This window comes from Corynebacterium sp. HMSC076C10 (genome assembly GCF_001812455.1).
Taxonomy (GTDB): Bacteria; Actinomycetota; Actinomycetes; order Mycobacteriales; family Mycobacteriaceae; genus Corynebacterium; species Corynebacterium jeikeium_D.
Genome location: NZ_KV809157.1, coordinates 147,413 through 173,462, shown reverse-complemented (window position 1 = coordinate 173,462; position 26,050 = coordinate 147,413). Strand labels below are relative to the sequence as shown.

The 26,050-nt window shown below is 58.9% G+C and carries 27 protein-coding genes; 5 read left to right on the top strand and 22 right to left on the bottom strand.

Annotation, left to right across the window (positions count from 1 at the left end; translation table 11 throughout):
- Positions 1-30: 30 nt before the first annotated feature.
- Complete coding sequence (locus HMPREF2857_RS09790) at positions 31-1,878, bottom strand: penicillin-binding transpeptidase domain-containing protein (protein WP_070644015.1); 1,848 nt, start codon at positions 1,876-1,878, stop codon at positions 31-33.
- A gap of 59 nt (positions 1,879-1,937) precedes the next feature.
- Complete coding sequence (locus HMPREF2857_RS09785) at positions 1,938-3,170, bottom strand: M50 family metallopeptidase (RefSeq protein ID WP_070546673.1); 1,233 nt, start codon at positions 3,168-3,170, stop codon at positions 1,938-1,940.
- Between the two features lie 215 nt (positions 3,171-3,385).
- Between HMPREF2857_RS09785 and HMPREF2857_RS09780 the strand changes: the two genes are divergently transcribed.
- Positions 3,386-3,787 carry a DUF2631 domain-containing protein gene (locus HMPREF2857_RS09780; RefSeq protein ID WP_016422566.1) on the top strand — a complete coding sequence of 134 codons (402 nt, stop codon included), beginning with the start codon at positions 3,386-3,388 and terminating at the stop codon, positions 3,785-3,787.
- A 117-nt stretch (positions 3,788-3,904) separates the two neighbouring features.
- Here HMPREF2857_RS09780 and rlmN read toward each other — a convergent pair whose 3' ends face one another.
- A complete protein-coding gene (rlmN, locus tag HMPREF2857_RS09775; RefSeq protein WP_049189669.1) occupies positions 3,905-5,002 on the bottom strand; it encodes a dual-specificity RNA methyltransferase RlmN in 1,098 nt (365 codons plus the stop codon).
- 117 nt (positions 5,003-5,119) lie between these two features.
- Here rlmN and HMPREF2857_RS09770 point away from each other — a divergent pair, with 117 nt between their 5' ends.
- Complete coding sequence (locus HMPREF2857_RS09770) at positions 5,120-5,548, top strand: lipopolysaccharide assembly protein LapA domain-containing protein (protein ID WP_241486359.1); 429 nt, start codon at positions 5,120-5,122, stop codon at positions 5,546-5,548.
- Between the two features lie 21 nt (positions 5,549-5,569).
- Here HMPREF2857_RS09770 and HMPREF2857_RS09765 read toward each other — a convergent pair whose 3' ends face one another.
- The 5 genes from HMPREF2857_RS09765 to rpsB form a co-directional block, all read right to left on the bottom strand.
- Positions 5,570-6,475, bottom strand: coding sequence for a phosphatidate cytidylyltransferase (locus HMPREF2857_RS09765; protein ID WP_070644013.1), 906 nt, complete (start codon positions 6,473-6,475; stop codon positions 5,570-5,572).
- A 39-nt stretch (positions 6,476-6,514) separates the two neighbouring features.
- Complete coding sequence (gene frr, locus HMPREF2857_RS09760) at positions 6,515-7,072, bottom strand: ribosome recycling factor (RefSeq protein ID WP_038628675.1); 558 nt, start codon at positions 7,070-7,072, stop codon at positions 6,515-6,517.
- An 83-nt stretch (positions 7,073-7,155) separates the two neighbouring features.
- Positions 7,156-7,881 carry a UMP kinase gene (gene pyrH / locus HMPREF2857_RS09755; protein WP_070603858.1) on the bottom strand — a complete coding sequence of 242 codons (726 nt, stop codon included), beginning with the start codon at positions 7,879-7,881 and terminating at the stop codon, positions 7,156-7,158.
- A 181-nt stretch (positions 7,882-8,062) separates the two neighbouring features.
- Positions 8,063-8,890 carry a translation elongation factor Ts gene (tsf, locus tag HMPREF2857_RS09750; protein WP_070644010.1) on the bottom strand — a complete coding sequence of 276 codons (828 nt, stop codon included), beginning with the start codon at positions 8,888-8,890 and terminating at the stop codon, positions 8,063-8,065.
- Between the two features lie 55 nt (positions 8,891-8,945).
- Entirely contained in the window at positions 8,946-9,767 is an 822-nt protein-coding gene (gene rpsB / locus HMPREF2857_RS09745; RefSeq protein WP_040360682.1) for a 30S ribosomal protein S2, read from the bottom strand.
- Between the two features lie 377 nt (positions 9,768-10,144).
- On the opposite strand from rpsB, the gene HMPREF2857_RS09740 reads away from it, so the two are divergent.
- Positions 10,145-10,666 carry a murein hydrolase activator EnvC family protein gene (locus HMPREF2857_RS09740; protein ID WP_246819691.1) on the top strand — a complete coding sequence of 174 codons (522 nt, stop codon included), beginning with the start codon at positions 10,145-10,147 and terminating at the stop codon, positions 10,664-10,666.
- A 14-nt stretch (positions 10,667-10,680) separates the two neighbouring features.
- Here HMPREF2857_RS09740 and HMPREF2857_RS09735 read toward each other — a convergent pair whose 3' ends face one another.
- From HMPREF2857_RS09735 to HMPREF2857_RS09695, 9 genes are all read right to left on the bottom strand, one after another.
- The gene (locus tag HMPREF2857_RS09735; RefSeq protein WP_070644063.1) at positions 10,681-11,535 is read right to left on the bottom strand and encodes a tyrosine recombinase XerC; all 855 of its coding nucleotides are present in this window, start codon (positions 11,533-11,535) and stop codon (positions 10,681-10,683) included.
- A gap of 292 nt (positions 11,536-11,827) precedes the next feature.
- Positions 11,828-12,964: a DNA-processing protein DprA gene (gene dprA / locus HMPREF2857_RS09730; protein ID WP_070644008.1), complete on the bottom strand. Its 1,137-nt coding sequence runs from the start codon at positions 12,962-12,964 to the stop codon at positions 11,828-11,830.
- A gap of 29 nt (positions 12,965-12,993) precedes the next feature.
- A complete protein-coding gene (locus tag HMPREF2857_RS09725; RefSeq protein ID WP_070644005.1) occupies positions 12,994-14,526 on the bottom strand; it encodes a YifB family Mg chelatase-like AAA ATPase in 1,533 nt (510 codons plus the stop codon).
- Entirely contained in the window at positions 14,527-14,949 is a 423-nt protein-coding gene (locus HMPREF2857_RS09720; protein ID WP_070644004.1) for a YraN family protein, read from the bottom strand.
- 210 nt (positions 14,950-15,159) lie between these two features.
- A complete protein-coding gene (locus tag HMPREF2857_RS09715; protein WP_005509529.1) occupies positions 15,160-15,462 on the bottom strand; it encodes a DUF2469 domain-containing protein in 303 nt (100 codons plus the stop codon).
- A gap of 54 nt (positions 15,463-15,516) precedes the next feature.
- Positions 15,517-16,221, bottom strand: a complete 705-nt coding sequence (locus HMPREF2857_RS09710) for a ribonuclease HII (protein WP_210384791.1) — start codon at positions 16,219-16,221, stop codon at positions 15,517-15,519.
- Positions 16,196-16,993: a signal peptidase I gene (lepB, locus tag HMPREF2857_RS09705; RefSeq protein ID WP_070644001.1), complete on the bottom strand. Its 798-nt coding sequence runs from the start codon at positions 16,991-16,993 to the stop codon at positions 16,196-16,198. The genes HMPREF2857_RS09710 and lepB overlap by 26 nt, the downstream gene beginning before the upstream one ends.
- Before the next feature lie 74 nt (positions 16,994-17,067).
- Positions 17,068-17,409, bottom strand: a complete 342-nt coding sequence (gene rplS / locus HMPREF2857_RS09700) for a 50S ribosomal protein L19 (protein WP_070643998.1) — start codon at positions 17,407-17,409, stop codon at positions 17,068-17,070.
- A gap of 139 nt (positions 17,410-17,548) precedes the next feature.
- Positions 17,549-18,958, bottom strand: coding sequence for an HNH endonuclease signature motif containing protein (locus tag HMPREF2857_RS09695; protein WP_070643996.1), 1,410 nt, complete (start codon positions 18,956-18,958; stop codon positions 17,549-17,551).
- Positions 18,959-19,310: 352 nt separating this feature from the next.
- Between HMPREF2857_RS09695 and HMPREF2857_RS09690 the strand changes: the two genes are divergently transcribed.
- On the top strand, positions 19,311-20,291 hold the full coding sequence (locus HMPREF2857_RS09690) for a DUF1648 domain-containing protein (protein WP_070643993.1): 981 nt from the start codon (positions 19,311-19,313) through the stop codon (positions 20,289-20,291).
- Between the two features lie 41 nt (positions 20,292-20,332).
- On the opposite strand, the gene HMPREF2857_RS09685 is transcribed toward HMPREF2857_RS09690, so the two are convergent.
- On the bottom strand, positions 20,333-22,648 hold the full coding sequence (locus tag HMPREF2857_RS09685) for a Tex family protein (protein WP_070643991.1): 2,316 nt from the start codon (positions 22,646-22,648) through the stop codon (positions 20,333-20,335).
- Positions 22,649-22,730: 82 nt separating this feature from the next.
- On the opposite strand from HMPREF2857_RS09685, the gene HMPREF2857_RS09680 reads away from it, so the two are divergent.
- The gene (locus tag HMPREF2857_RS09680) at positions 22,731-23,225 is read left to right on the top strand and encodes a DUF1877 family protein (RefSeq protein WP_049171521.1); all 495 of its coding nucleotides are present in this window, start codon (positions 22,731-22,733) and stop codon (positions 23,223-23,225) included.
- On the opposite strand, the gene HMPREF2857_RS09675 is transcribed toward HMPREF2857_RS09680, so the two are convergent.
- The 4 genes from HMPREF2857_RS09675 to rpsP all read right to left on the bottom strand — a co-directional run bounded on the left by HMPREF2857_RS09675 (position 23,185) and on the right by rpsP (position 25,837).
- The gene (locus HMPREF2857_RS09675) at positions 23,185-23,832 is read right to left on the bottom strand and encodes a phosphatase PAP2 family protein (RefSeq protein ID WP_070643988.1); all 648 of its coding nucleotides are present in this window, start codon (positions 23,830-23,832) and stop codon (positions 23,185-23,187) included. The genes HMPREF2857_RS09680 and HMPREF2857_RS09675 overlap by 41 nt on opposite strands.
- Complete coding sequence (trmD, locus tag HMPREF2857_RS09670; RefSeq protein ID WP_070643985.1) at positions 23,832-24,719, bottom strand: tRNA (guanosine(37)-N1)-methyltransferase TrmD; 888 nt, start codon at positions 24,717-24,719, stop codon at positions 23,832-23,834. The genes HMPREF2857_RS09675 and trmD overlap by 1 nt, the downstream gene beginning before the upstream one ends.
- Complete coding sequence (gene rimM / locus HMPREF2857_RS09665; protein WP_070643983.1) at positions 24,716-25,210, bottom strand: ribosome maturation factor RimM; 495 nt, start codon at positions 25,208-25,210, stop codon at positions 24,716-24,718. The genes trmD and rimM overlap by 4 nt, the downstream gene beginning before the upstream one ends.
- Before the next feature lie 144 nt (positions 25,211-25,354).
- Entirely contained in the window at positions 25,355-25,837 is a 483-nt protein-coding gene (gene rpsP / locus HMPREF2857_RS09660; protein WP_038628648.1) for a 30S ribosomal protein S16, read from the bottom strand.
- Positions 25,838-26,050: the final 213 nt, after the last annotated feature.

Genomic DNA, 26,050 nt, shown 5'->3' with positions numbered 1-26,050 from the left:
GCCTGTGCCGGTTTCGAAGCCAGAAATGCTCTAGCCCTCGTCTCCTGAACCTTCATCCATATTGGCGAAGAAGGCATCGGTAATCGCCACCGCATGTTCGGATCCACCACCGCCGACGATGAGCGTGGCGAAGGCCAAGTCATCTCGATAGCCAGTGAACCAAGCGTGCGAGCCACCTCCATACTCGGCCTCACCGGTCTTGGCGTAGACCTCACCGCGTCCGGCAATGGCCGAACCGGTACCGGAGGTCACCACCGCCCGCATGAGTGAGCGAACCTCGTTCAAAACCTCAGGTGGAAGTGGCTTCGACGTCTGCGACTGCCACGTTCCCGCGCTTGGCACGAGTGACGGCGTCGGAGTGCGCCCGGCCGCCACCGTCGCGGAAACCAGCGCCATGCCAAACGGGCTGGCCAAGTCATTGCCCTGTCCATAGCCCGCATCGATACGCTCGACTTCATCACTACCGTCAGACACGCTGCCGGTAATAGTGTCGAGGCCCGCGATGTGATAGTTGATTCCGATGCCGAAGTTCTTGGACTCCTCCTTGAACTGCCCTGGTTCCAACTTGTGGGAGATGTTGCCGAACGTGGTGTTGCAAGACCGCGCGAAGGCATCGCTCAGCGAGGTATCCCCGACACCACTTCCGTTGTAGTTGGTGACAATTCGCGGACCGATTTCCATCGAACCTGGGCACGGCACAGTCGATCCCGCATTTAGTCCCTCGTGCTGCACACCTGCAGCGGCAGTGACAATCTTGTACGTCGATCCCGGCGGGAACTGTCCCATCAGCGCAAGGTCACCGTCCTTGTCTGCTTCCGCCGTCTGGGCTACCGCCAGAATCTTGCCCGTAGACGGCTGCACAGCCACCAGCATTGCCTTCGCATCTTGCCGCGTATCGACTGCCTTCTGCGCTGCGTCCTGCACCTTTTTACTAATCGATGCCTGCACCGCCGGGGCTACATCCGGAGACACCTCATAGAGCGTGCCGACGACTGCTCCGCCCTCGTTGGCCGCCACGATCTTCCAGCCATCGGCACCGTGATCACCAGTGTCCACTAGCCTTTCCACACGGCTCATCAAATCAGGCGCAAACCCCGGGTCGGGTCGCACCATCGCTGCTTCATCGTTAACAGAAATTCCGTCAATGTCCGCGAGCTCATCCTTGACTCGCTGTGGCGTGGATGCCGGCAGCACAATCAGCGAAAAGTTACCCTTCCCACCAGCTGCCTGCTCCCCCACTGCTCGGGCGTCGAGCTTCGGACCATCTTCCGGCATTTCATTATTGATGACCGTCGCCGCCCGGTTAATCGACGACTGCACATTCTCCGCCCCATCGCGGTTGAGAATTACCCGGTGCACAGTCCCCGGCTCAAGCAAGGCCGCACCGTCCGAACCAACCACAGACGGACGTGGAGCTGCGATAGTGCGCAATTCTGGGTGCTGATTACGCCCCAGCTGTGGATGCAGGGATGCTGGCGACCAGCGCAACGCCCAATCCCGTTGCCCAGCCTCAGTCTTGGTCAGCGTGAAAGTGGTGTCATATCCCCAGCGTCGCTGATGCGGCAGCTGCCAATTCATGGTGACTTCGGCCGAGGACTGATTCGAGCTGGTATCGATACCCTCGATTTCATAGTCAAGCCCCTCCGGCTGAAGGCCGTCGGTGGCCGCATTCAGATCCCCCTCAGCGGAATCCGGATGATCGGTCAGCGCCGCCGCCTTAGCGACATCCCCTCCCGCCAGCGCCCCAAGGAATTCCTCAAGCACCTCGCGCCCGGTGTCAGGCCGCGGCGTACACGCGGCGGATGACAACACCAGACCCGTGATTGCCACAGCCGAGATACTGCGAAGCAGGGGCTTGCGGCGCGAAGTTTGTTCCATGTGGGCTGACGTTAGCACCGCTTTGCTTTACGACGACGCTGGCGCGCCGCAACCTGCTATCAGCGGTTCAGCACAATTGGATTGACCACGTCAGCAGCCATAACCAGAACGCCGAAGACCAGCAAAACTGCGGTAAAGGCCATAGTAATTGGCATGAGTTTGGTGTAATCGGCAGGCCCAAGCGCAGGCTTACCGAACGCCTTGCGAATCAGGTCGCGGATGCGCTCATAAATAACAACGGCGATGTGGCCACCGTCGAGTGGCGGCAACGGCACGAGGTTGAACACGGCCAGGAAATAATTGAGGTTAGCCAGCAACAGAAAGAATGAAGGCCACTGGTTCATCTCCACCAATTCACCACCGGCACGCGACGCGCCGACGACACTCATTGGGCTGGCCGGGTCACGCTGAGCACCAAAGATAGAGGCGACCACGCCGGGAACCTTCTCCGGAATGGAGAGCAGCCCGTTCCAAACCGCCCCGAAAAGGCTGCCTGTGAAGCTGGCCGCACCACCGATGGCAGTCACTGCGTTGTACTCGTGGAGGATGGTCTCTGGGCGCTGGAAGGCGATACCAATTGCTGGCTGGTCGATGTCCTGCCCGTCGTTAGTCTTGCGCTTGACGACTTCCGGGGTGACCGTGACCGTCTGGGTGCTGCCATTGCGGTCGATGGTCATTTTGATGTCGCCACCTGCAGAGCTACCGATGAGAGACACAGCCTCGGGGTAGGACGTGATCTTGGTGCCATTGATCTTCTCAATCACATCTCCGGCACGTAGCCCTGCGCGCTCTGCAGGACCGGAACCAGTGCAGGGCTCCAGCGTACCGTCGGCACGCTGTGCCGGCGAGACGCACTGCACCGCCTGAATGCGTGGCGCCATTTCCTTACCCATGTTGGGCAAACCCCACGTCACGGCAATGAAGTAAAGAATGATGAATCCAACGATGAGGTTCATTGCCACCCCACCGAGCATCACGATAATGCGCTGCCACCACGGCTTCTTGTACATGGCGTAGGGTTCTTCGGCAGGAGCGATGGGATCCATTGCCGTCATGCCTGCGATGTCGCAGAATCCGCCAAAGGGAATTGCCTTTACTCCATACTCGGTGTCATGCCCACCTGCCGCAGCGTGATGCCGCTTGAAGGAAAACAGCGTTGGGCCGAAGCCAATGAAGTATCGACGCACTCGCATTCCACACAGGCGAGCTGCGGTGAGATGGCCCCATTCGTGAAGGGCGATTGTCACCGCGATGCCGATTGCGAAGAGTAAAACTCCAAGAAGAAATGTCACGAGTGCTCACCCTACCCCCACTTTGGGCAAACGAGCACACCGGCGAACAGTTTCCGGCCGGGCTAAGTCCCAATTTCAGCAAGTTCTAAGGTATCCTTACACCCGATACTCAAGATTGTCTGAAAATGCGCTCAGTCGCTTTCAGCAAAACCGCAGATAGACTGAAGTGCATATAGAGTGCAATTCGCCGAAAGTGTTAACAGGAGGACTTTCAAGTGAGCAACCACGAGCCAAAGGAAGAAATTTACCGCGGCGTCAGCACCCTCGACGAGCCGTCGGCGAAGTGGGGCTGGCACGGCATTAGCAAGAGCGCTATGCAGAAGGCCGGCTGGATTTCCGTAATCTTCCTGCTGGGCATGACCATTGGTAACCACAAGGGCAACGTCGAGAACTGGTGGCTGGTCGTCATCGCCGCCCTGATTGCTATTGGCCTGCTGTTGCAATTGTTCGCCCCGCAGGGTTCTCAGGTTCGCACCGTTACCGGTCACAACAAGCCGGAAGGCCACATTGAGCCGGAGTGGGCACGCGACCAGGTAAACGGCACTGGCGTCTACGCTAACCTGACCGACTCTCAGCTGCGCTCCTGGAACCGCCTGCCGGAAGGCCAGAACCAGTAGAGTTAGCCACTTTTGCTGAAAGTCTGGCCTAACAGCTCTATAGCAACAGCTCTATAGCGCTACAGCGCACAAAAAGATCCGCACCGAATTCGGTGCGGATTTTTTGCTACTTGTCGGCTAAACCTCTTCGGCCGCCAGCTGACCACACGCTGCCGCAATCTCGTTGCCACGGGTATCGCGGACCGTGCACGGTACCCCCTGCGCCTGTACGCGGCGGACGAACTCCTCCTGCTGCTTCTTCGGAGAGGCATCCCACTTCGAACCCGGAGTTGGGTTGAGCGGAATGAGGTTGACGTGGACACGTGAGCCCAGAGCATTATGGAGCTTCTTACCCAACAGGTCTGCACGCCAATCCTGGTCGTTAATATCGCGAATCAAAGCGTACTCAATAGATACGCGACGGCCTGTCTTGTCTGCGTAGTAGCGAGCTGCATCAAGTACCTCGGCCACTGTAAAGCGATTGTTGATTGGTACCAGCTCGTCGCGAAGCTCGTCATCTGGAGTGTGCAGAGACACCGCGAGGGTGACTGACAGGTCCTCGTCGGCAAGCCGTCGGATGTTCGGCGCGAAACCGACCGTAGAGACGGTGACATTGCGCATCGAGATGCCGAATCCCTCCGGCGACGGCCGCGTGATGCGATGGACGGCGGCGAGAACGCGATTGTAGTTCGCGAGCGGCTCACCCATGCCCATGAATACGATGTTGGTCAGACGACCGCCCTCAGCTGCCATCGTGGCAGCGGCCTCACGAACCTGGTCGACAATCTCCGCGGTGGAGAGATTACGCTGCAGACCGCCTTGACCCGTCGCACAGAATGGGCATGCCATACCGCAGCCCGCCTGCGAGGAAATACAGAGGGTCGCACGCCCCGGGTACTTCATCAGCACGGATTCCAGCAGCGTACCGTCACCTGCACGCCACAGAGTCTTACGCGTTTCGCCGTCGTCACAGGTGATGTGCCGCACGGGGGTCAACAGAGGTGGGAAGAGACTGTCTTTGACCTTTTGACGGTCTGCTTCCGGCAGATCAGTCATCGTCATAGGGTCAGCCTCAAGCCGACCGTAATAGTGCCGGGCAATCTGATCGGCGCGGAAGGCCGGCAGGCCCAGTTCCTTGACCGCAGCCTTCCGTTCCTCAACATCGAGGTCCGCAAAATGGGTCGCGGGCATGCCGCGACGTGGAGCTTTAAGAACGATTGGAAGTGAAGATGCCATGATGGCACCCATTTTCGCATGTAATGACGGTTTTGGCCTAATGAGCGACTAGGCAGCCGCAACTAAGTGGACCTTTACAAGTGGTACATACCTGCCAAAACGTGTTGAATGATAGGTATGACTAACGCTAATCAGCCGAATAACGACAGTCCGCTTTTCGACGATACTCCGTCGTACTCTCCAAATGATTCAGTGGCTCCTGCACCAGAGCAGGACAACCTTCCAGAGCCAGTCGTTGACGCGCCCGCAGAGAAGGACTCCGCACCGGAGCCAGCGCCCGCCCCTGGCCGACGCAAGGTGAAAAAGACTACCGCGGGCTCAATGTGGGTTGGCCTGGTCATCAGTGCAGTTTTGCTGATCGTATTGCTTGTATTCATTCTGCAGAATCAGCAGGAGACCACACTAAACCTGTTCGGCTGGGCCTGGAACTTCCCGGTCGGTGTCGGAATGCTGTTCGCTGCTATCCTCGGCGCCCTCATCACTGCGCTAATCGGTGGCTGGCGAATGTTTGATCTGCGCCGCCAGATTCGTAAGGGCGACAACTAAAGCCCGACTGAACCAGCCAAATTAAACCAGGCTGAAAAGCTGCAATATCAGCCACGTCATCGCGGCTGATGGCAGCATGCCATCCAGGCGGTCCATCAGACCGCCGTGGCCCGGCAATATCGAGGACATATCCTTAATCCCCAGATCGCGTTTGAACTGGGACTCCATCAGGTCACCAAGCGTGGCGGAGATAACCAAGGCGATGCCCAGCACGATGCCCTGCCACCACGGCGCGTGCAACATAAAGATTGCACAGAGCGCTCCAGTAATAGTGGCGAGTACGAGAGAGCCGCCGAACCCTTCCCAGGATTTTTTAGGGCTTACCTTCGGGGCCATCGGATGCTTTCCGAACATGACACCGGCGGCATAGCCTCCGACGTCATTGGAAATCACCCCGATCATGAAGGTCACAATGACCAGACGTGGGTCGACTCCCCAGGGATTGTCCATGTGCACCAGCTGCACAGCTAGCGCCGCAAAGAACGGAATCCACATCACCACGAAAACTCCGACTGCGACATCCCGCAGCCAGTTCCGTGGTGCTTCAGCCATCCCGTGCAAAAACAGACGGGTGACTAGTAAAAGCATCAGGGTAACAGTCAGGCCCATGACCAGACCGTCAATCCCCCAGTAGGCGGACAGCCACACCATCAGCTGTCCGCCGAGAATCAGAACCGGGCGAGGGACCTGCCAATCGGACTCGCGGAGCCGCTCGCAGACCTCCCAGGTTGCAAGGCCAACCGCCACGGCGACCAGAACGGTCCAGGCGAGCGCCCCCAGCAGCAAGCCGATGATGACGACTGCACCAAGTGCTACGCCCACCGTAATTGCAACCGGCAGGTTCCGACCTGCCGAGTTACGCGGCTTAATAAGCCGTAGCTCGTCTAGAACACGTTCCTTATTGGACGCTGGCTTCGACGTTGGCATTGGCGCCTCAAATCCCCTCTCCCGGTTGAATATGAAGGCCTAAACCTCCATCAGTTCCGCTTCCTTGCGCTCAACCAAGGAGTCCACCTGCTCGACGTAGTTCTTGGTGACCTGGTCCAGCTCCTTTTCGCCTGCCTGCACCTCGTCCTCGCCAGCGTCGCCGTCCTTCTGAATCTTCTTCAGAGTTTCCATGCCCTTACGACGGACATTGCGAATCGCAATCTTGGCGTCTTCACCCTTCGAACGTGCGACCTTGACCATCTCACGACGGCGCTCCTCGGTCAGCTGCGGGATAGTTACGCGCAGCACCTGGCCATCATTAGTCGGGTTCACGCCCAGGTCGGAGTTGCGAATCGCGTTTTCGATGTCGCCCATGACGCTCAGCTCATACGGCTTAATCAGCAGCATGCGCGGCTCCGGAACCGAAATGGTAGCCATCTGGGTAATCGGAGTCGGAACACCGTAGTACTCCGCAATAACGCCATTGAACATCGCCGGGTTCGCACGGCCAGTGCGAATGTGCGTCAACTCTTCGCGGCAGTGCTCTACGGAGCTACCGTACTTTTCTTCACAGTCAAGCAGGACTTCATCAATCATTGTATTTTTAACCTCGGGTTTCTACTCGGGTTCTAGATAGTTCTATAGCGCTCTGTGGAAAGAACGTATTACGAACAAATTTATCAGCTGTGGACGAGAGTACCGATTTGCTCACCGGCTACCGCGCGCGCAATGTTTCCTTCGGTAAGCAGATTAAACACGAGAATCGGCATGTTGTTGTCCATGCACAGGGAGAAGGCGGTGGCATCAGCAACGCGCAGGTCCCGTTCCAGAACCTCACGGTGGGTGATGTCGTCGAACAGCTCTGCGTCCGGCACCTCACGTGGGTCAGCCGAGTAGACACCGTCAACGGCCTTGGCCATCAGCAGCACCTCGCAGCCGATCTCCAGGGCACGCTGGGCGGCGGTGGTGTCGGTGGAGAAGTACGGCATACCCATACCTGCACCGAAGATGACCACGCGGCCCTTTTCCAGGTGGCGCTTAGCACGCAGCGGCAGGTACGGCTCTGAGACCTGTGCCATGTTGATGGCGGTCTGAACACGGCAGTCCACGCCCTCCTGCTCGAGGAAGTCCTGCAGAGCCAGGCAGTTCATGACCGTGCCCAGCATGCCCATGTAGTCAGAGCGTGCGCGGTCCATGCCGCGCTGCTGAAGCTGTGCGCCACGGAAGAAGTTACCGCCACCGATGACGACACAGACCTCGACACCCTTTCGGGAAACTTCCGCAATCTGTCGGGCAACGTTTTGCACCACGTCCGGGTCAACGCCAACCTTGCCGCCACCGAACATCTCACCACCGAGCTTGAGCATCACACGCTTGAAGCCATTGCGCTCGACAGATTCTGCCATGACCATGCACCTTTCTCACACCGTTTAAAAAGTCGCAGACGAGTCTACCCGGTCACGACAGCAAGGCACACTTGACGCTCCGCTTTATCGGCTACAGGACAGCAAAATGCCCCGCCCGGGTTCCCGAGTGGGGCATTTAAACTAGCTCACAGCTAGAGGCTTATGCACAAATTACAGCGAATTAGTGCTGGCCAACCTCGAAGCGAACGAAACCGGTCAGGGTAACGCCAGCCTCGTCCATGAGCTGCTTAACGGTCTTCTTGCTGTCAGCGACAGACGGCTGCTCCAGCAGAACAACGTCCTTGTAGAAGCCGTTCAGACGACCCTCGACGATCTTGGCGATAGCCTGCTCCGGCTTGCCCTCTTCGCGGGTGATCTTCTCGTAGACAGCGCGCTCTGCCTCGACGCGGTCGGCCGGGACATCCTCGCGGGACAGGTACTGAGCCTTCAGAGCGGCAACCTGCATAGCTGCTGCGTGAGCAGTCTCTGCAGCACCCTCGCCCTCACCGGTGTAAGCAACCAGAACACCGACAGCTGCCGGCAGGTCTGCTGCACGGCGGTGCAGGTAGACAGCGATGTTGTCGCCCTCGAGAGTAGCGGCGCGACGCAGCTCCAGCTTCTCACCGATCTTTGCGGAGAGCTCCTGGGTAGCGTCAGCTGCGGTCTGACCGTCGAGGTCAGCTGCTGCGAGCTCTTCCGGGGAGTTTGCCTTGACTGCTGCGGCAGCGTCGGCGACCTTGTTGGCGAAGTCGATGAACTCCTGGTTCTTGGCAACGAAGTCGGTCTCGGAGTTGACCTCGACCATGGTGTTACCAGAAACAGCGATCAGGCCCTCGGCGGCGGTGCGCTCTGCACGCTTGCCGACGTCCTTTGCGCCCTTAATACGCAGGATCTCGACAGCCTTGTCGAAATCGCCGTCGGTCTCGACGAGTGCGTCCTTACAAGCCTTCATGCCGGAGCCGGTCAGCTCACGGAGCTTCTTGACGTCAGCAGCAGTGAAATTCGCCATGCTGGGCGTTCCTCCTTGTGGTGGTTAGAACTTGTGGTGGTTAGAAAGTTCAGCTTTACTCAGCGGATGCCGTCTCAGTTGCAGTGGAGCCCTCGGCGTCCATCTCTGCAGCCTGGTCGGTGTTCTCAGCGGCGGACTCGATCGGAGCGTCGCCTGCTGCCTCGCGAGCAGCGTTGGCCTCGCGCTCAGCGCGAGCCTTGCGGCCCTCTTCAACAGCGGTGGAGATGATGCGGGTCAGCACGGAAGCAGCGCGGATTGCGTCGTCGTTGCCCGGGATCGGGAAGTCAACGTCATCCGGGTCGCAGTTGGTGTCCAGGATGGCAACAACCGGAATGCCCAGCTTCTTAGCCTCGGCGACAGCGATGTGCTCCTTGTTGGTGTCAACAATCCACAGTGCGGACGGAACCTTGGACATGTCGCGAATGCCGCCCAGGGTGCGCTCCAGCTTGGTGCGCTCACGGGTCAGCATCAGGATTTCCTTCTTGCCGCGACCCTCGTAGCCGTTCTCAGCAGCGTCCATTGCCTGAAGCTCCTTCAGGCGAGCCAGGCGCTTGGAAACGGTGGCGAAGTTGGTCAGCATACCGCCGAGCCAGCGGTGGTTGACGTATGGCATGTCAACGCGCTCTGCCTCGTTCTGAACGGCTTCCTGAGCCTGCTTCTTGGTACCGACGAACAGGATGTTGCCACCGTGAGCGACAGTCTCCTTGACGAACTCGAAAGCCTCGTCGATGTAGGTCAGGGTCTGCTGCAGGTCGATGATGTAGATGCCATTGCGCTCGGTGAAGATGAAACGCTTCATCTTCGGGTTCCAACGACGGGTCTGGTGACCGAAGTGGACACCTGCATCGAGCAGTTCTCGCATGGATACAACAGCCATGTCATATTCAGGGAAGATCCTCACGTCCAGCCTGACTAGGGCTGCGGCTGCTTCCCTTCCTTTCTTATCCGATATAGGTGGTTACAGTTCACGCACAGGCTTTCCCTGTGCCCTAGCGCTCCCCCGCTGCCTCACACCCGACAGATATTCTTGCCGAGCACCCGTGAACCAGCCGGAATGGGTCGCGCGCGTAGTCTTTGTGCTAATGACCGCCCATTAAGGCAGACACCGCGAGCGTCATCTTATCTGATACATCGCGCAGGTCGCAATATCTGACACGCCCTGCTATCCACAGGACAAGAAGTCATCCACAGCTAGAACCGTTTGCAATGCACTGCCGCTTGTCGACGAGTGCAGCGTCCGCCACACTATCGCGCATGACGACCAAGCAGAGTTTCAGGCGCTCGCTAATGCGCACATTAGCGCTATTCGTGCTCGCTGTCGCGCTAACAACACCCCCAAGCCCACCTGCAGCTACCGGCGAGCCAATATTCGCTATTGCGCATACCTTCCCTGTGCACGGCAAAGTTCTACGCGACTACACCCCACCGGAAAAACGCTGGCAGCCTGGACATCGCGGAGTAGACCTGAACGCCTCCCCGGGTCAGCCAATCCGCGCCTCAGCTCCCGGTGTGGTGCATTTCGCCGGTTCGATCGCCGGAATGACTTCCGTGTCAATCATGCACGCCGATGGCATCCGCACAACCTATCAGCCCATAGATACCACGTTAGAAAAGGGAGACCACGTGGCCGCTGGCCAGGTGATTGGTCATCTTGTGGTCAACGCCAAACATCCCGAACCGGGCCTGCATTGGGGCGCACTGCGCGGCAAAGACTATCTCAACCCACTGGATTTGATACAGCGGAGACCAATCGTGCTCAAGCCTGTACGCAATTAAACAACCCTGCGCAATTAAGCGCGCGGATGAGCCCGCTTATGTACTTCACGGAGACGATCCGCTGAGACGTGGGTATAAATCTGCGTGGTCGCCAGACTCGAATGACCGAGCATCTCCTGCACCACACGCAAGTCAGCGCCACCTTCCACCATGGCCGTGGCCGCAGAATGTCGGAGAGCATGCGGTGAAACATCAGCCCATTTATGAATAACTCGGCGCGCCTGACGAGGATTCAATCTACCTCCACGCACACCGAGAAAAAGCGCATGTTCGGCCTGTGCGGAAGCATGAAAGCTTCCACGCACCTGGAGCCAGCCTTTGAGTGCCGCCTCCGCTGGTGCACCGAAGGGCACGATGCGCTGCTTGTTCCCCTTACCCACTACCGAGATGATGTGGCGGGAAAAGTCCACATCAGAGACATCGGCCTTGCACAGCTCTTCTACACGCATCCCGGTGGCATACAACAGTTCCACAATGGCCAAGTCGCGAGCCGCAACTGCGCTGTCCTCGGAGGAGACTTTCTCGATTGCCTCCTCAACCCTCTCCGGCGAGAGCACTTCCGGAAGATGCTGATGTTTCTTCGGCGTTGACAGCCGCAGCGACGGATCAGCATCGAGAATTTGCCGAGCTACGAGCCAACTACAGAACTGGCGAATGGACGTCGTTAAGCGAGCCAGCGATGACCGCGCAGCACCCTCCGCATGCTTCGCGCCGAGGTGCGCACGGATGACAGGGGTGGAGAGTTCACTGATGTGGTCCAGGCCGGCAAGGAGGGGGATGAGATCGGCTCGATAGGCACGGACGGTTGCGCCAGAGAGCCTGCGGGAATAAGTCAGCTCATCGAGAAAATCCATGAGCACGGCCTCAATATTGGCGGATAACCCGAGATCCGGCTCAGTCCTGTCGTCGTTATCGGTTGCGCGCTTCACGGTTCTGACCTTAGTAGATGCACACCGCGAGACCTCACCAGACAGCGGAAAAAAGGCAGTGACTCCGACTTTCGCCAGAGCCACTGCCCTATTGCCTCACCCATGTCACAAGCCCGTTTCCGTAACAGTTACTTAGGCTTGCCTTGCCTATATTACTGAGCGTACAGAGAATTGCAATACCTAATTCAAGATTTTTTCGAGATTCTCTGCAGAAGGCTTTATTAGCGCCTCACTAACGCTTCTGTTCCTGGCGCAACCACCCACCCTCCACCCGACTGGTCAGCCCCTGTCCCTGCAGCTCCAGCAACAAATGTGTCGTAAGCGCCACGGCCAATCCCGCCTGCGCTGCGACTTCTCCCACCGGCGTTGGCTCCGCAGAATTCAGAGAGTCGTAGACAGCGAGCTCGTTTCGAGAAAGCTTCTGCACCGCCGACTTTTCCCACAACAATTCAAGCTGAGCATCCTCATTCACTGTGCCAACTGACCGATACAGCGACCGCACATTATCGGCACTACACACCAGGACAGCCTCGCCACTGCGGATTAGATCATGACAGCCAGAGGTAGTTTGCAGCGTCACCGGTCCCGGCACTGCTCCCAAGGGCTTGTTTAGCCTCACTGCCCAGTGCGCTGTGTTGCGCGCCCCTGAACGCCAGCCCGCCTCGACGATTGTGGTTGCTCGCGATAGAGCCGCTACCAGCCGATTCCTAGTCAAAAACCGATGCCGTGCTGGTCGCACCCCCGGTGGATACTCCGTAATCAGCGCACCCCGCTCTGCAATCCGGTCGAAGAGCTCTGCATGCGCCCGCGGATAGTCAACCCCTACACCACCGGCTCCGACCACAACCGTAGTGCCGCCAGCGTCGAGCGCAGCTCGATGCGCCGCGGCATCAATACCCAACGCACCACCACTGATGACACTAACCCCCGCATTCGCGAACTGCCCCGCGAATTGGGCCGCCACCTGTGTCCCGTAGCTGCTGGCCATCCGCGTTCCGACAATCGCCACCGCTTCACTGACCACGTCCCGCAAGTCACGGCCACGCACCCACAGCGCAAGTGGTGGTGCATCGGCGCGGTCACGGACTTCGAGCGTCGTAAAGCAGGACAGCAGCTCCCCCGGCCACTCTGGGTGCCCCGGATAAATAAGACGCCACCCCATCGCTGCCGCCAGCTCCAAATCGTGGCCGCTCTGGTCAACGTCGGCCCGTGCCTGCGTCGTATTGAGCAGACTTTCCGGCAGCCCGGCGCGAGCCTTGATCCTTTCCGCTACCTCTACCGGGCCAAACTCCGTCACGAGCCGCACAATCTGCGGATGCGTCGCCTCTACCACCCGATTCAGGTAAGCCCACGCGTGAATTTCGTCCATTTCTCCCCCTTGATAATGGTTCGGTTGTATTAGCCGCCCCCGCGGTCATGCAGCTGGCAGGCACGTTGCACGTGCTCGAAGGTAAACGCGTCTACTCCCCCGAGATCTGCGAGCGTCCACGCCACTGCGATTACTTTGTCCACTCCCCGCTGGGTAATCTCTCCGTTCCTCAACTGGAAGTCCAATAACGCCATCGCTTCTTCGTCTAAGCCCGCGTGACGACGGAGAAGCGAGCGTGGCACACTCGCGTTGGTGACGGCTGCTTCGTCGGCAAGCCCCAGGGCCTGCCACCTATGGCGGGCACGGTCACGTGCGGCCTGTACCCGATCGCGAACGGCCGCGGAGGGCTCATTGTGTGCTTTGTTTTTAATTCCCAGCTTGGCCCCGGCAGGACTAAGCGTAACGTTGAGATCCATGCGATCGCGTAGCGGGCCCGATAATGCGCGACCATGCTTGGCTCGCTCGGTACTAGAACAGGTGCATTCGCTGGCATACGCCGCCCCACACCGACAGGGATTGGTCGCCATGACTAGTTGTGTTCTCGCCGGAAAGGTCACTCGATGGTGCGTACGCAGGTGGACGACCACCCCGTTTTCCATCGGCATCCGCAACGCATCCAATACCGCCGGGCGCATGAGGGTGATTTCGTCCAAGAACAGCACCCCATGGTGGGCAAGGCTAATCGCGCCGGGCTTGGGCACAGCACCGCCGCCGACTAACGCTGCCACAGTCGCGCTGTGATGTGGAGCCACAAACGGCGGATGTTGAATAAGAGTGTCCGCAGTATCGAGCGCTCCGGCCACCGAATGCAGCGCGGTGACCTCCAGCTGCTGCCACTTCTGCAATGGCGGCAGAATTGTGGGCAAGCGCTCAGCGAGCATGGACTTCCCAGTTCCCGGAGAACCCTGCATGAACAGATTGTGCCCACCTGCTGCGGCTACCTCGAGGGCGAAGCGGGCCTCAGGTTGGCCATCGACATCGGCCAGGTCTACCGAGAAGGCTTGTTCGCTGGGGTCGTCGTTAAGCGCGGTCGTCAAACCTGAGCCGGTGAGTACCCAGCCCCATAGCTGTGTGAGGTCGGCTGCGGTGCAGACTGCGATGCCGTCGACGAGCGCGGCCTCGGCGGCGTTGGCGGCGGGAACGACAACCCAACGGGCACCGGCCTCGCGGGCGGCAAGGACCTGCGGCAGCACTCCACGCACCGGGCGAATGGAACCGTCGAGCCCAAGTTCGCCAATGAGAACCGTGTGGCGGAGACGACCTCGCGCCTCCATGTCATCGCTGGTTGCGATAAGGATGGCGCAGACGATGGCGAGGTCAAAGCTAGTGCCGTGCTTGCGGATATGCGCCGGCGACAGACTCACCACGACTTTTGTCTTCGGCCAGGGCAACTGCGAGTTAGCAACCGCCGTGCGCACGCGATGTTTGGCTTCTCCGACGGCGGCATCGCCGAGCCCACCGATATACATTCCCGGCAAGCCACGCCCAACATCGGCTTCCACCTGCACAATAGTTCCTTCAATGCCGCTGAGGCTGACTGCAAGAGCTGTACCGACAGTCATCTAGCAGTCCCACATGATCGCGTCGCTGATTGCGGGAATGTACGTAACTGCAACGACTGGAGGACCGGACGAAGGGCTGGACACTGTGACTTCTGCGCAGTCGATAACTACGGACTCTAACCAGTTGGTAGAACTCTCTGACAGCCACTGTGCCGCCGCCTTGCGCAAATGACGAAGCTTGGCTGCTGTGATGGACTCTCTGCCGTCCCCAAACTGACTACTTCGCGAGCTGCGCCGCGTTTTTACCTCCACAAAATGCAGCCTGCCGTCAACATCTTCAGCAATAAGATCGAGCTCATAGCGCCCCACCCGCTCATTCCGAGCAATAATTTCCCACCCCTGATCCTCCAACATCTCGGCGACGAAATCCTCCCCAAACGCGCCGAGCTGTCTTGTGGTTAGTTCTTCAAAGCTCTGTGTCATCGCCCTGGTCCCCCGGTTCCCCTTTGAATTGTGCCTTGGCGGTTTACTGCCTAGACTTTTGCCGCCTTGGCGGTTCGGAAACACTCTTGCACAGCGGGCATGACAAAGGCCCTCCGATAAATGCTCAGAGGGCCCTAACTGTGGATAATTTTTCGACTGTGGATAACTGTTAGCAGCTAGCCATAACATGCGATGACAGGCGACGATAACCTACGGCAGTCGCAAGTCCGGCTTATCCAGTTCCTCGATATTGACATCCTTGAAAGTGATAACGCGCACGTAGCGGACAAACCGAGCCGGGCGATGGACATCCCACACCCACGCATCCGACATCCGCAGCTCGAAATAGACCTCGTTTTCGCTGTTGTGCGGAATCAGCTCCACAGCATTAGCAAGGTAGAACCTGCGCTCCGTCTCAACAACGTACGAAAACTGACTAACGACATCGCGGAACTCCTTGTACAGGGATAGTTCAACGTCGGCCTCGTAGTTTTCTAGATCTTCTGCGCTCACGACCGCGACGGCTCCTTCGAGTGTTTACATGTTGCTCTTTTTGTACATGTTGGTCTATTCGGGGTGCTCAAGATACTCCGCGTGTGCCAAGCGCACATTGCGGTATGACCACCGATGCTCCGGGGTTGCGCCATGGCGTGAAATCGCTTCCATATGCGATGCCGTGCCGTAGCCCTTATGCCCCGCCAGACCATAGTCCGGATACTTCTCCGATAGGTCAACCATAATGCGGTCGCGGGTGACTTTGGCTAAGACACTCGCAGCAGCAATACATCGGCAAGCGGAATCACCACCAATCACGGGCAAATAGGGTGCCGTGAAGCCAGACACTTTGAGTGCGTCGGTAAGCACATAGCCAGGACGCTGTCCCAACCCGGCTACCGCGCGGCGCATTCCAGTGACATTCGCGTCCTGAATGCCGAATTTGTCGATGTAGGACGCGGGGATCGTCGTCACGCAAAAAGAGGTGGCGAAGCGTTGGATGAGCGGAAAGAGCCGTTCGCGTGCGGCCGGCGTGAGCTTCTTAGAATCGGTGAGCTTATCCAGGTCTGCGATAGGGCGTTCTGGAAGGCAGCAGGCGGCGATAACTATCGGGCCTGCACAGGCGCCGCGACCAGCCTCGTCGACCCCGGCTACAGGTCCAAAGCCGCGCTTTGCCAGCGCGACCTCTATCGTGCGCGACTGCTTCAGCCTCCGCAGTTTCGGCGCCGGCGGCGTGAGCAGACTGTGCTGCCTAGTTGTGCTGGATGTCCGGATCATCGACGCCACCGATGCGGTTAAACGGCAGGATGATTGCCTGCACCTTGCCGACGACGTTATCCAGCGGCACAGTACCCTGCAGCTCGTCGCCCATGTGATAGCGAGAGTCCGCAGAGTTGGTGCGGTTATCACCCATGACCCACAGGTTCCCCTCCGGCACTGTCACAGGGCCGAAGTACGGGCCACCACACTGCTCTGAGCCAAGATTATCCACCACTGGCTTGTCTGCCGGAGTTTTAATGAAATCCTGGTCTGTCATCTTGCCGTCAACCATGATGCCGGGATCTCCTGGGCGACACTGCACAGTCTGCCCACCCGTGGCAATCACACGCTTGACTAACGCATTTTCATCCGGGGCGACAAGGCCAATCCAGGAACCAACCGTCTGCAGCGAGTTTGCCACCGGGTTAGTAGAACGCTGTGACACGTAGTTACTATTCCAGGACTCCGGGCCATTAAAGACGACAACATCGCCGGGCTTGGGATCTGAGAACTGGTAGGAAACCTTATCCACCCAAATGCGGTCACCGGTGCACCCGGCGCATCCGTTGAGCGTCGGCTGCATCGACTCGGATGGAATCACATAGACGCGGCCGATAAAGGACTGCACACCAGCACTGATGAGCAGGGCAATCACGATAATGATTGGAATCTCGATGTACCACGGAGTGTGCTTTTCAGGCTCCTCGTCAAGTTTCCGGAAGCCTTTCAAGCCTTCAGTACGGTCTTCTTTTTGGCCGTCAGTCTGTTCGCGAGAATCGTCGTCGGTCATGGGAAAAGACTATACGCGATAGAAAAATCCCCACCGAGCTCAACACTCGATGGGGATTATTTTGCGCCAAAAGACTAGCGGCGCTCCTTGATGCGTGCAGCCTTACCGCGCAGGTTGCGCAGGTAGTACAGCTTCGCACGGCGAACGTCGCCCTTGAAGACAACGCGAATCTCGTCGATGTTCGGGGAGTGCACCGGGAAGGTACGCTCAACGCCGATACCGAAGGACATCTTGCGGACGGTGAAAGTCTCGCGGACGCCACCGCCCTGACGGCGGATAACGACGCCCTTGAAGACCTGAATACGCTCGGTCTTACCTTCAACGATCTTTACGTCGACCTCGACGGTGTCACCAGCGCGGAACTCCGGAATGTCGTCGCGCAGGTATGCTGCATCAACCTTGTCAAGAATGTTCATGGAAACTTATTCCTTTACTTTTTGCATAGACAGAGGACCCTGGCGGCGCTTTCCCGCGGAGGGACGCTCGGCCGGTTCATGCCCGAAACAGGTAAAGCTGCCTATAAAGACAACCTGGAAATTATTACACACCCCCTGGTCAGAAACCAAACTCATCCATGTTCGGCGGGTCTTGCGGGTCTTGGGGAGCTTCCGAGTCTTGGGGGTCTTGCGGGTTGGGAGTATCGGTGCCTTCTCCCTTGCGCGCTTCCTCGACCAGCTTCCGTGATTGCTCTATCAGCTCCTGGCGATACTCGTTATATTCTGCCAGCGCCTGCGTCATCCGCAGTCCCCGTTTGTCGAAAGTGTAGCGCCCGTGCCCGGCAAGCGGCCCTTCTTCCAGGCTCACCGCCTTTTTGCCCGTGCTTGACGACGTCCACAGTTCCACCCCATCCCGATCACGTGCAACATTCCACAGACCAGCTGTTTTCATGTTGTGGTGCCAGCGGCAGAGGCAGTGGAGGTTCGGCGTTTCCGTTGCCCCGCCCTCCTCTGGGTGCTCTTTGTCGTACGGCTCAATATGGTCAATGTCGCAGAGCTCCGCGGGTACATCACATCCCGGAAAGCGACACGTTCCGTCCCGACCTTTAACGAAGGCCCTCTGACTTTCGGTTGGGGCGTAGCCCTCCGCGGTTTCGTCGGCAAGCATACGAATATGCGTGACCTTATCAATCCACGCCTGCGTAGCTAACTGCGAGATCCAGCCAACGCCGCCAAGCCAGGCGGTGCGGGGGCGCTCCTCTGTGGCAGGACAGTATAGGTTGAGTACGATTTTTGCCTCGGCGGTGCCGCGGATGAGGTGTGTCAAAGCTTCGACTCGAGTGCAGCCAGCTGAGCTGGAGATGGACTCGAGGGTGGTTTTGAATTCGAGAGCGCGGGTCTTTTCCAGCTCCATAAAAACTTCCGCGAAGTTGTCGCTCTCTTCAAAACCGATACTCTCTCCTACTATTTCGCATTCTCCTGCAGGAAGCAGCGGATCGACATCACCCGGAAGGTTTTTGGGGCGAAGCTGAGGTTCAATTTCTTCGATAACCCGTTGCAGGAATTTATGTAGGCTGCGCACTCCCCGGAGTGCCTCGCCATGCTTTCGGGGAATGACAAAGCGGGCAATTTCTTCTTCAACAGCTGCACGCACCTCTGGGTCGTGGAGCGGCGCTGTCGCGCGAGCAATGGTGATCAAATGCGCAAAGGGCAAATGAGCTCGAGCTTTAATAAAGGCACCCAGCCGAGGCATGCGCGCTAACTGAATGCCGACCTCTACATACTCGAGCGCTTTACCGCGGGAAATACCCAACTCGGGCGCGATTTCAGCAATGTATGCATCCACATCAATCTCAAGCGACTTCGGCGTGCAACCGCAAGCTATACCCAGTTCCAAGCGGTTGCGTTGGATACCCGCCACCGCCAACTGGTTCGTGGATGACTCGTGGAAAAACTGCGGCGCTTCAGGCAGCAGAGCCGCTTGGTAAACATCGGACGGTTGTTTGGCCGGACTATCTTTTTCAGACATTGTTCCCCCAAAGCCCCAACCCCGCTCAGCGTCGAGGACGAGTGAATACCACTAGCTCAACGCCAAGAAGAGAAGCTCAAGCACTTTGTTCTTGATACCCCCATTCTAGCACGCCCGTTCGATTGTACAACCCCTTTAGTAAAACTTTTTCGCTTGTATTTTCGAGTGTGTTATTGAGTGTGTTATCAAATGTCGCGAGGTGCATCTTCTTGCGAAAGTCCGCGCACGCTAAGACGACACGCTACAACCGCTCGCTACAACGTCACGCTGATACAGCACACCAATAACGAACGCCGCCGACCGCCGCTGACCGTTGCTACAAAACACCCCCCCCAACTGCTAGATTGTCTCCATGCAGCAGATTCCACGCTTTGACTCCTGGATTGTTCGAGGAACAATCATCGCCCCGTGCGTTCTGGCCATTGCACAGCTTCTGTGGGTAATTGCTATTTCCGACCGACTACCGGAGCAGTTAGCAACGCATTGGAGCGGTAGCGGCACTCCCAACGGTTTCATGCCGCCAATTCCAAGCACATTGATTATGGCCATCATCGTCATCGCATGTGCACAGATCGGTTGGCTCGGCGCCAAGACCAGTACGCCGCTTGTTGTACGGAAGCCAATTGCAATAACCAACCTCGCCCTCTGCGGCTTCTTAATCGGCATTGAATTCGCGATTATCATCCCGCAGATCGGCACGACGGACCCTACGACCGCCCGAATCGGCTGGATCTATGCAATAGCCGGCGTCATCATCGGCCTAGTAGCGGCCCTGCTCGTGACGCGCCGCCTCAAGGACTACTCCTCGCTTACCGACGCCACGGTCACCGAGCCGACATCGCCACAGTTGCCCCATCGAGAAGGAGCCCCGACTCCCATCGATGTCAGTGTGACCATCTCTAAGGGGGTCAAGGTCACCCTCGCAGTCTGGTGCGTGGTGTCTGTAGCGCTCGCAGTGTTCCTGCCAAGCCTCGGCATTGTTTTTCTGCTGTGCACGCCGCTATTCCTCATCGCATATGAAACCGGCATGACACTAGACACGGACCCGAAGACAGATTCCATTACCGTTTTTAACGGCTGTGGACCGCTGAAGATGAAACACCCCATTGAGCTTCGAACCATCAAATATGCGAAGCCGGCCACTTATAACTGGGCCGACGGTGGCGGTATTGGGCTTCGACTTGGCAATGATGGCCGCATCACCGTGGCGGCACGGTCAGGCGAGGCAGTCAAGATTGAGACCTCGGGGTCCGATTACACCATCGTCGTACCGGATGGAATGGCTGCGGCTGTCGCGGGTGAGATCAACAGCCGCATCGACGCTATGCGCTAATAGGCTATGCGCTAATAAATCAAGCGCTAACAGATCAAGCGCTAAAAGCCTGCCCTGCGCAGCGCGTCGGCCATGGAACCGCCGCCTCCACCGCGGTTGGCTCCACCGCGCTTCTTATTCTGGGAACCACGCTTTCGGCCGCCTCCACGGCCTTCTCCGCGACCGCCGTCACGCTTTGGCTTGGCATCCGAGGCGTCGTCGTCAAGCCTGAGCGATAGACCGATGCGGCTGCGTTCGACGTCAACGTCGAGAACCTTCACCTTGACCACCTCGCCCGAGCGGACGACCTCGTGCGGGTCGGAGACGAAACCGCGGGCCATGTTGGAGACGTGGACGAGGCCGTCCTGGTGGACTCCGACGTCAACGAAGGCGCCGAAGGCCGCGACGTTGGTGACGGTGCCCTCGAGAATCATGCCGGGCTGAAGATCGGAGACCTTCTCCACGCCTTCCTTGAAGGTGGCGGTGACAAACTCGGGACGCGGATCGCGGCCAGGCTTGTCCAGCTCGGCCAAGATGTCCTGGACGGTGGGCAGGCCGATACCTGCGGACTCGTCGACGAAGTCTGCAGCACGCACCTTGGACAGGACACGGGAGTTGCCGATGAGCTCCTGGACACTAACGCCGGTCGACGCGGCAATGGCATCGACGACGCGGTAGGACTCCGGGTGCACGGCGGAGGCATCCAGCGGGTTGTTAGCACCGTGGATGCGCAGGAAGCCGGCGCACTGCTCGAAGGCCTTCGGGCCAAGACGCGGAACCTTCAGCAGCTCCTTGCGGGAGGTGAAAGCGCCGTTTTCGTCTCGGTAAGCGACGATGTTGTCCGCAACAGTCGAGGACACGCCAGCAACGCGACCGAGCAGCGGCGCAGAGGCGGTGTTGACCTCCACGCCGACAGCGTTGACGGCATCCTCCACCACAGCGTCCAGGGAGTGCTCGAGCTTGGTCTGGGAAACGTCGTGCTGGTACTGGCCGACGCCGATGGACTTCGGGTCGATTTTGACGAGCTCGGCAAGGGGATCCTGCAGGCGGCGGGCAATCGAGACTGCGCCGCGGAGAGATACATCCATGTCCGGGAACTCGGCTGCTGCCAGGGACGATGCGGAGTAGACGGAAGCACCGGCCTCAGAAACCACCACAGGGGTCGGCTTCTTGCCGCCGGCCTGAGCGATGAGGTCAGCGATTTCGCGGGCCAGGGTTTCGGTCTCGCGGGAAGCGGTGCCGTTGCCGATGGCCATGAGCTCCACGCGGTGCGTGGCGCAGAGAGTGGCCAGTTGCTCCTTGGCGCCGGACCAGTCATTGCGCGGCTGGTGCGGGTAGACGATGGCAGTGTCGAGGACCTTGCCAGTGGAGTCGACAACGGCGCACTTCACACCATTGCGGTATCCCGGGTCCAGGCCGAGAGTGGCGCGCTGGCCAGCCGGTGCGGCCAGCAGCAGGTCACGCAGGTTACGGGCGAAGACATCCACGGCTTCGGCCTCGGCGCGCTCCTTCAGTCGAGTGCGGGCATCGAGGGCAGCGGACACCTCCAACTTGGTGCGCCAACCGAAACGAACGGCCTGGTCAATCCACTTGGAGGCACCGCCGTCGGGAAGCTCAAAGGCCTCACGGATCATGTGCTCGTAGGTCTCATCCTCACCCGCATCGATGTTGAGCGTCAGGATGCCCTCGGCCTCACCGCGCAGCACGGCCAACACGCGGTGGCTAGGCATGGTGTCCAGAGGTTCGTTGTGCTCGAAGTAGTCACGGTACTTCGCACCCGCAGTCTCCTTGCCCTCCACCACGGCAGCGGCGGCGGAACCGGAGGACCACACCTGCTCACGGACAGAGCCAACCAAATCAGCATCGGTAGCGAAGCGATCGACCAAGATGGCACGGGCACCGGTCAGAGCGTCCTTCGCATCCTTACCAGCTGCCTCGCCGTACTTAGTGGCCAGAGTCTCGGGGTCCGCGGCTGGGTCGGCCAGCAGCTCCTCCACCAGCGGTTCGTACCCGGCCTCACGCGCAATATCGGCCTTGGTCTTGCGCTTCTTCTTGTACGGCAGGTAGAGATCCTCCAACCGCGCCTTAGTGTCGCAGGCGAGGATGGCGGCCTTCAGGTCGTCGTTAAGCTTTCCCTGCTCTTCGATAGCGGCGAGAATCGTTTGCTTGCGATCTTCTAGTTCGCGCAGGTAGACGACGCGTTCCTCGATGAAACGCAGCTGTGTGTCATCGAGTCCGCCGGTTACTTCCTTGCGATAGCGGGCGATGAAAGGCACGGTGTTGCCTTCGTCGAGAAGCTTGATAGCGGCGGCGACGGCACTTTCGGCAACGTCCGCACCAGTGGCGGCGAGTTCTCGGGCAATTACTGATGAAATCACCCGGGCAACTTTACTATCGTGGAAGTACCAATTGGCGAACGCCCCACAGAAGGCTCGCAGTAATCACCGGAAAAGGAGCCCCATGAAGCAGAAACTCTGTGCCGAATACCTGCGCATCTCCGACGAGGAGGCAGCGCGGTTAGTTGAGGTCGCAGCACCTGCGGCGACCAGCGACGGCGGCACGGCGGGGCTTGTTACCGACGGCGCGGAGAAGATTATCCTGCAGCACTTCGTCGACGTTCCGGACGAAGATGCCCTGGACATCGACACGGACTGGGAGTCCCTGCTGCGCACGTTGACCGGCAATCCCATCGACGGCCAGGCACTCGGCGACCCGCTGGCGGAGGCCATCCTCGGCGCCGACCGCGTCTGCCGCAAGCCGCTGTCTGCAGTCATCCGCGCCGATCGCGTCGGCGACGTGCACCAGACGCTGGCAAGCATCGATCTTGCCGCCCGCATCACGGACAATGGTTCGCTTATCGACGAAGCCACTGCGACACAGCGGTACCGCGAACTCGTGGCCTTCTACGAGGAGACTAAGGCAGCGCGTAGCGCCGTGCTCGTGGCCATCTCCTAAGAACTAGCAGCGCAACTGCTAAGCCGATAACTCCGGCGATGAGGCCGCCGATAACATCGGTAAGCCAGTGCGCCCCGACCCACACGCGCGACAGTGCCACAGCGCCGATAAGCGCGATAATGGCCAAGTCGAGCAGCTTGCGGGCTGTGCGGCGCAATACGGGGATGGCAAGCTGCATCGCGGCCATACCGCTGGAAGTAACCGCTGCCACATGTGCAGAAGGAAACGCCGCATCGTGTAGGTTGACCAGCGAGAACTCCTCACCCGGTCGGTCGCGGTCCAAAAACCACTTCATGGCATAAGTCACCGCAATCGACGAACCGAATGACGCCGGCAATAGCAACGCCCACGCACGGAAGCGGAACCACAGGAGTGCCGCAGCAACAAGCGTGACCGGCGCGACGTAAATCGGCCGGATAATCTCGCTCAAAGCCAGCATCAAACTATCGACGCGGCCATCCCGCGCCCCATGCAGGTCACTGACCCAACCCGCAAACGACTGATCCACGCTCCCCGCCAGCTGCGTCTGAGTGAACCACGCCAGCGCCCCAAGGACAGCTAGCCAACCAATGACGTGCCGAGGTCGCGCAATTCGAACACGTGCCACTAGCAGTTCTCCTCGGTTACTTCCCCAATGACTCCTTGGATTATTTCCCGGTCACGGGCGCTGAGGTCGACGTCGGCAAGCAAATCGGGACGACGTTCGGCCGTGCGGATGAGTGACTGATCGCGCCGCCAACGGTCCACCAGCGCGTGATTGCCGCTGAGGAGAACGTCCGGCACTGTCAGTCCACGCCACTCGCGCGGCTTGGTGTAAGACGGCCCTTCGAGCAGACCGTCAGAGAAAGAGTCCTCCTCGTGGCTTTTGCGATTGCCCAACACACCCGGGATCAACCGCACGACGGACTCCGCAATCACCAGTACCGCCACTTCCCCGCCGATCAGCACATAGTCCCCAATAGATACCTCACGCACGCGGTAACGATTAGCAGCGTCATCAATAACGCGCTGGTCAATGCCCTCGTAGCGCCCGCACGCGAACACAATGTGCTCCTCGTGTGAGAACTCCTGCGCCATCTGCTGCGTAAACGGCTCGCCCGCCGGGGTCGGGACGATCAGCAGGGGCTTCGCTGAATCTTCTTCGCTTAACGACGGCACTTCCGCTGCAGCATAGGAAGATTCCTCGGCCAAACCCAATTTCTGATCATGGCGGACATTGTCCAAATGTGGCACCGCGGACGTGAGCGACTGCTCCGCTTTCAGCGTCGCTACCTCGTCGAGGGCGGGACCCCAGACATCCGGCTTCATAACCATGCCGGGGCCACCGCCGTAGGGCGAGTCATCCACGGCCTGGTGTACACCTGGCGCCCAGTCGCGCAGGTTGTGTACGCCGACACTCAAAATGCCCTGCTCAATTGCCTTGCCCAGCAACGCATGACGCAGTGGCTCGAGGTACTCCGGGAAGATTGTGACTACATCGAGACGTAAGCTCACAGCTCCAACAGTCCTTCCGGCGGGGTGATGGTGACAGTAGAATTCTCAAGGTCAACTCCCGGAACGATTTCCTCTACCAGAGGGATGAGTACCCCTCGGGCGCCGTCGTCAAGCGTGACTTCAAGGAGACGATGAGCGGGAGCACGAACAATAGAAGTGACCTCGCCGATATCGGTGCCGTTGTGGACTACGCGCAGGCCTTCAAGTTCAAAGTCATAAAAGTCCTCGTCTTCGAAGACGGGCTCGGCATAAAACTTCATACCCCGATGACGCTCGGCCTCATTGCGGCCCGGAATCTCCTCGAAGCGAATCAGCAAACGCCCCTGGTGCGGGCGTGCCGTTTTCACAGTCAGCTGTTCCTCACGGCCGGCCTGTACACCCAACAGCGTGGTCCCGACTGCGAAACGCCCTTCCGGGTCATCCGTTGTCGCATCGACGACGACTTCCCCGCGCACACCGTGGGGCTTGATCACTCGGCCAATAAGCACCATGTCAGCTACTGACACGCGCACACTCCCTCTCTTATAAAGGCTCTGTAAAACACCCCGCGTAAAGCAAAAAGGCGCCACCCAACACTTCGTCTTGAAGTATAAGGTAGCGCCCGGATTAGCTAAGCGGCGTACTCAGCGTCCTTATTACTCGGCGTCCTCGGAAGCCTCGGACTCAGCAGCCTCAGCCTCGGCAGCCTTTGCGGCCTCCTCAGCTTCCTTAGCAGCCTTCGCTGCTTCCTTGGCCTCGCGGCGCTTAGCGGTGATGGCCTCAGCGGACGGGCCGTTGTTGGCCTCTTCCAGAGCCTTGTTGAACAGCTCGAGCTTGGTCGGCTTCGGCTCAGCAACCTTCAGAGTGCCCTCTGCACCCTCGAGGCCCTTGAACTTCTGCCAGTCGCCGGTGACCTTCAGCAGAGCCAGAACCGGCTCGGTCGGCTGTGCACCGACACCCAGCCAGTACTGAACGCGCTCGGAGTCAATCTTGATGATCGACGGCTCTTCCTTCGGCTGGTAGATGCCCAGGTTCTCAATGACCGCACCGTTGCGACGGGTACGAGCATCAGCAACGACAACGCGGTACTGAGCGGTACGAATCTTACCCAGGCGCTGCAGCTTAATCTTGACTGCCATGAGGAGTTCCTCTTTCTTCTATGTCACTGGACAATACTTATGCATCCGAGCTCACGAGTAATTACTAACGAAGTGCTTCGGACCGGTTTTGCCCTTGGGATATTTACACTGCGCGTGACCACCGGGCGGCCGTGGCCGGATCCGATGAATTCGCAGTCGTGCCTCAGCTGAGGATTCTCATTGAGACAACTCGAGGTATGTTACCAGCAGTTT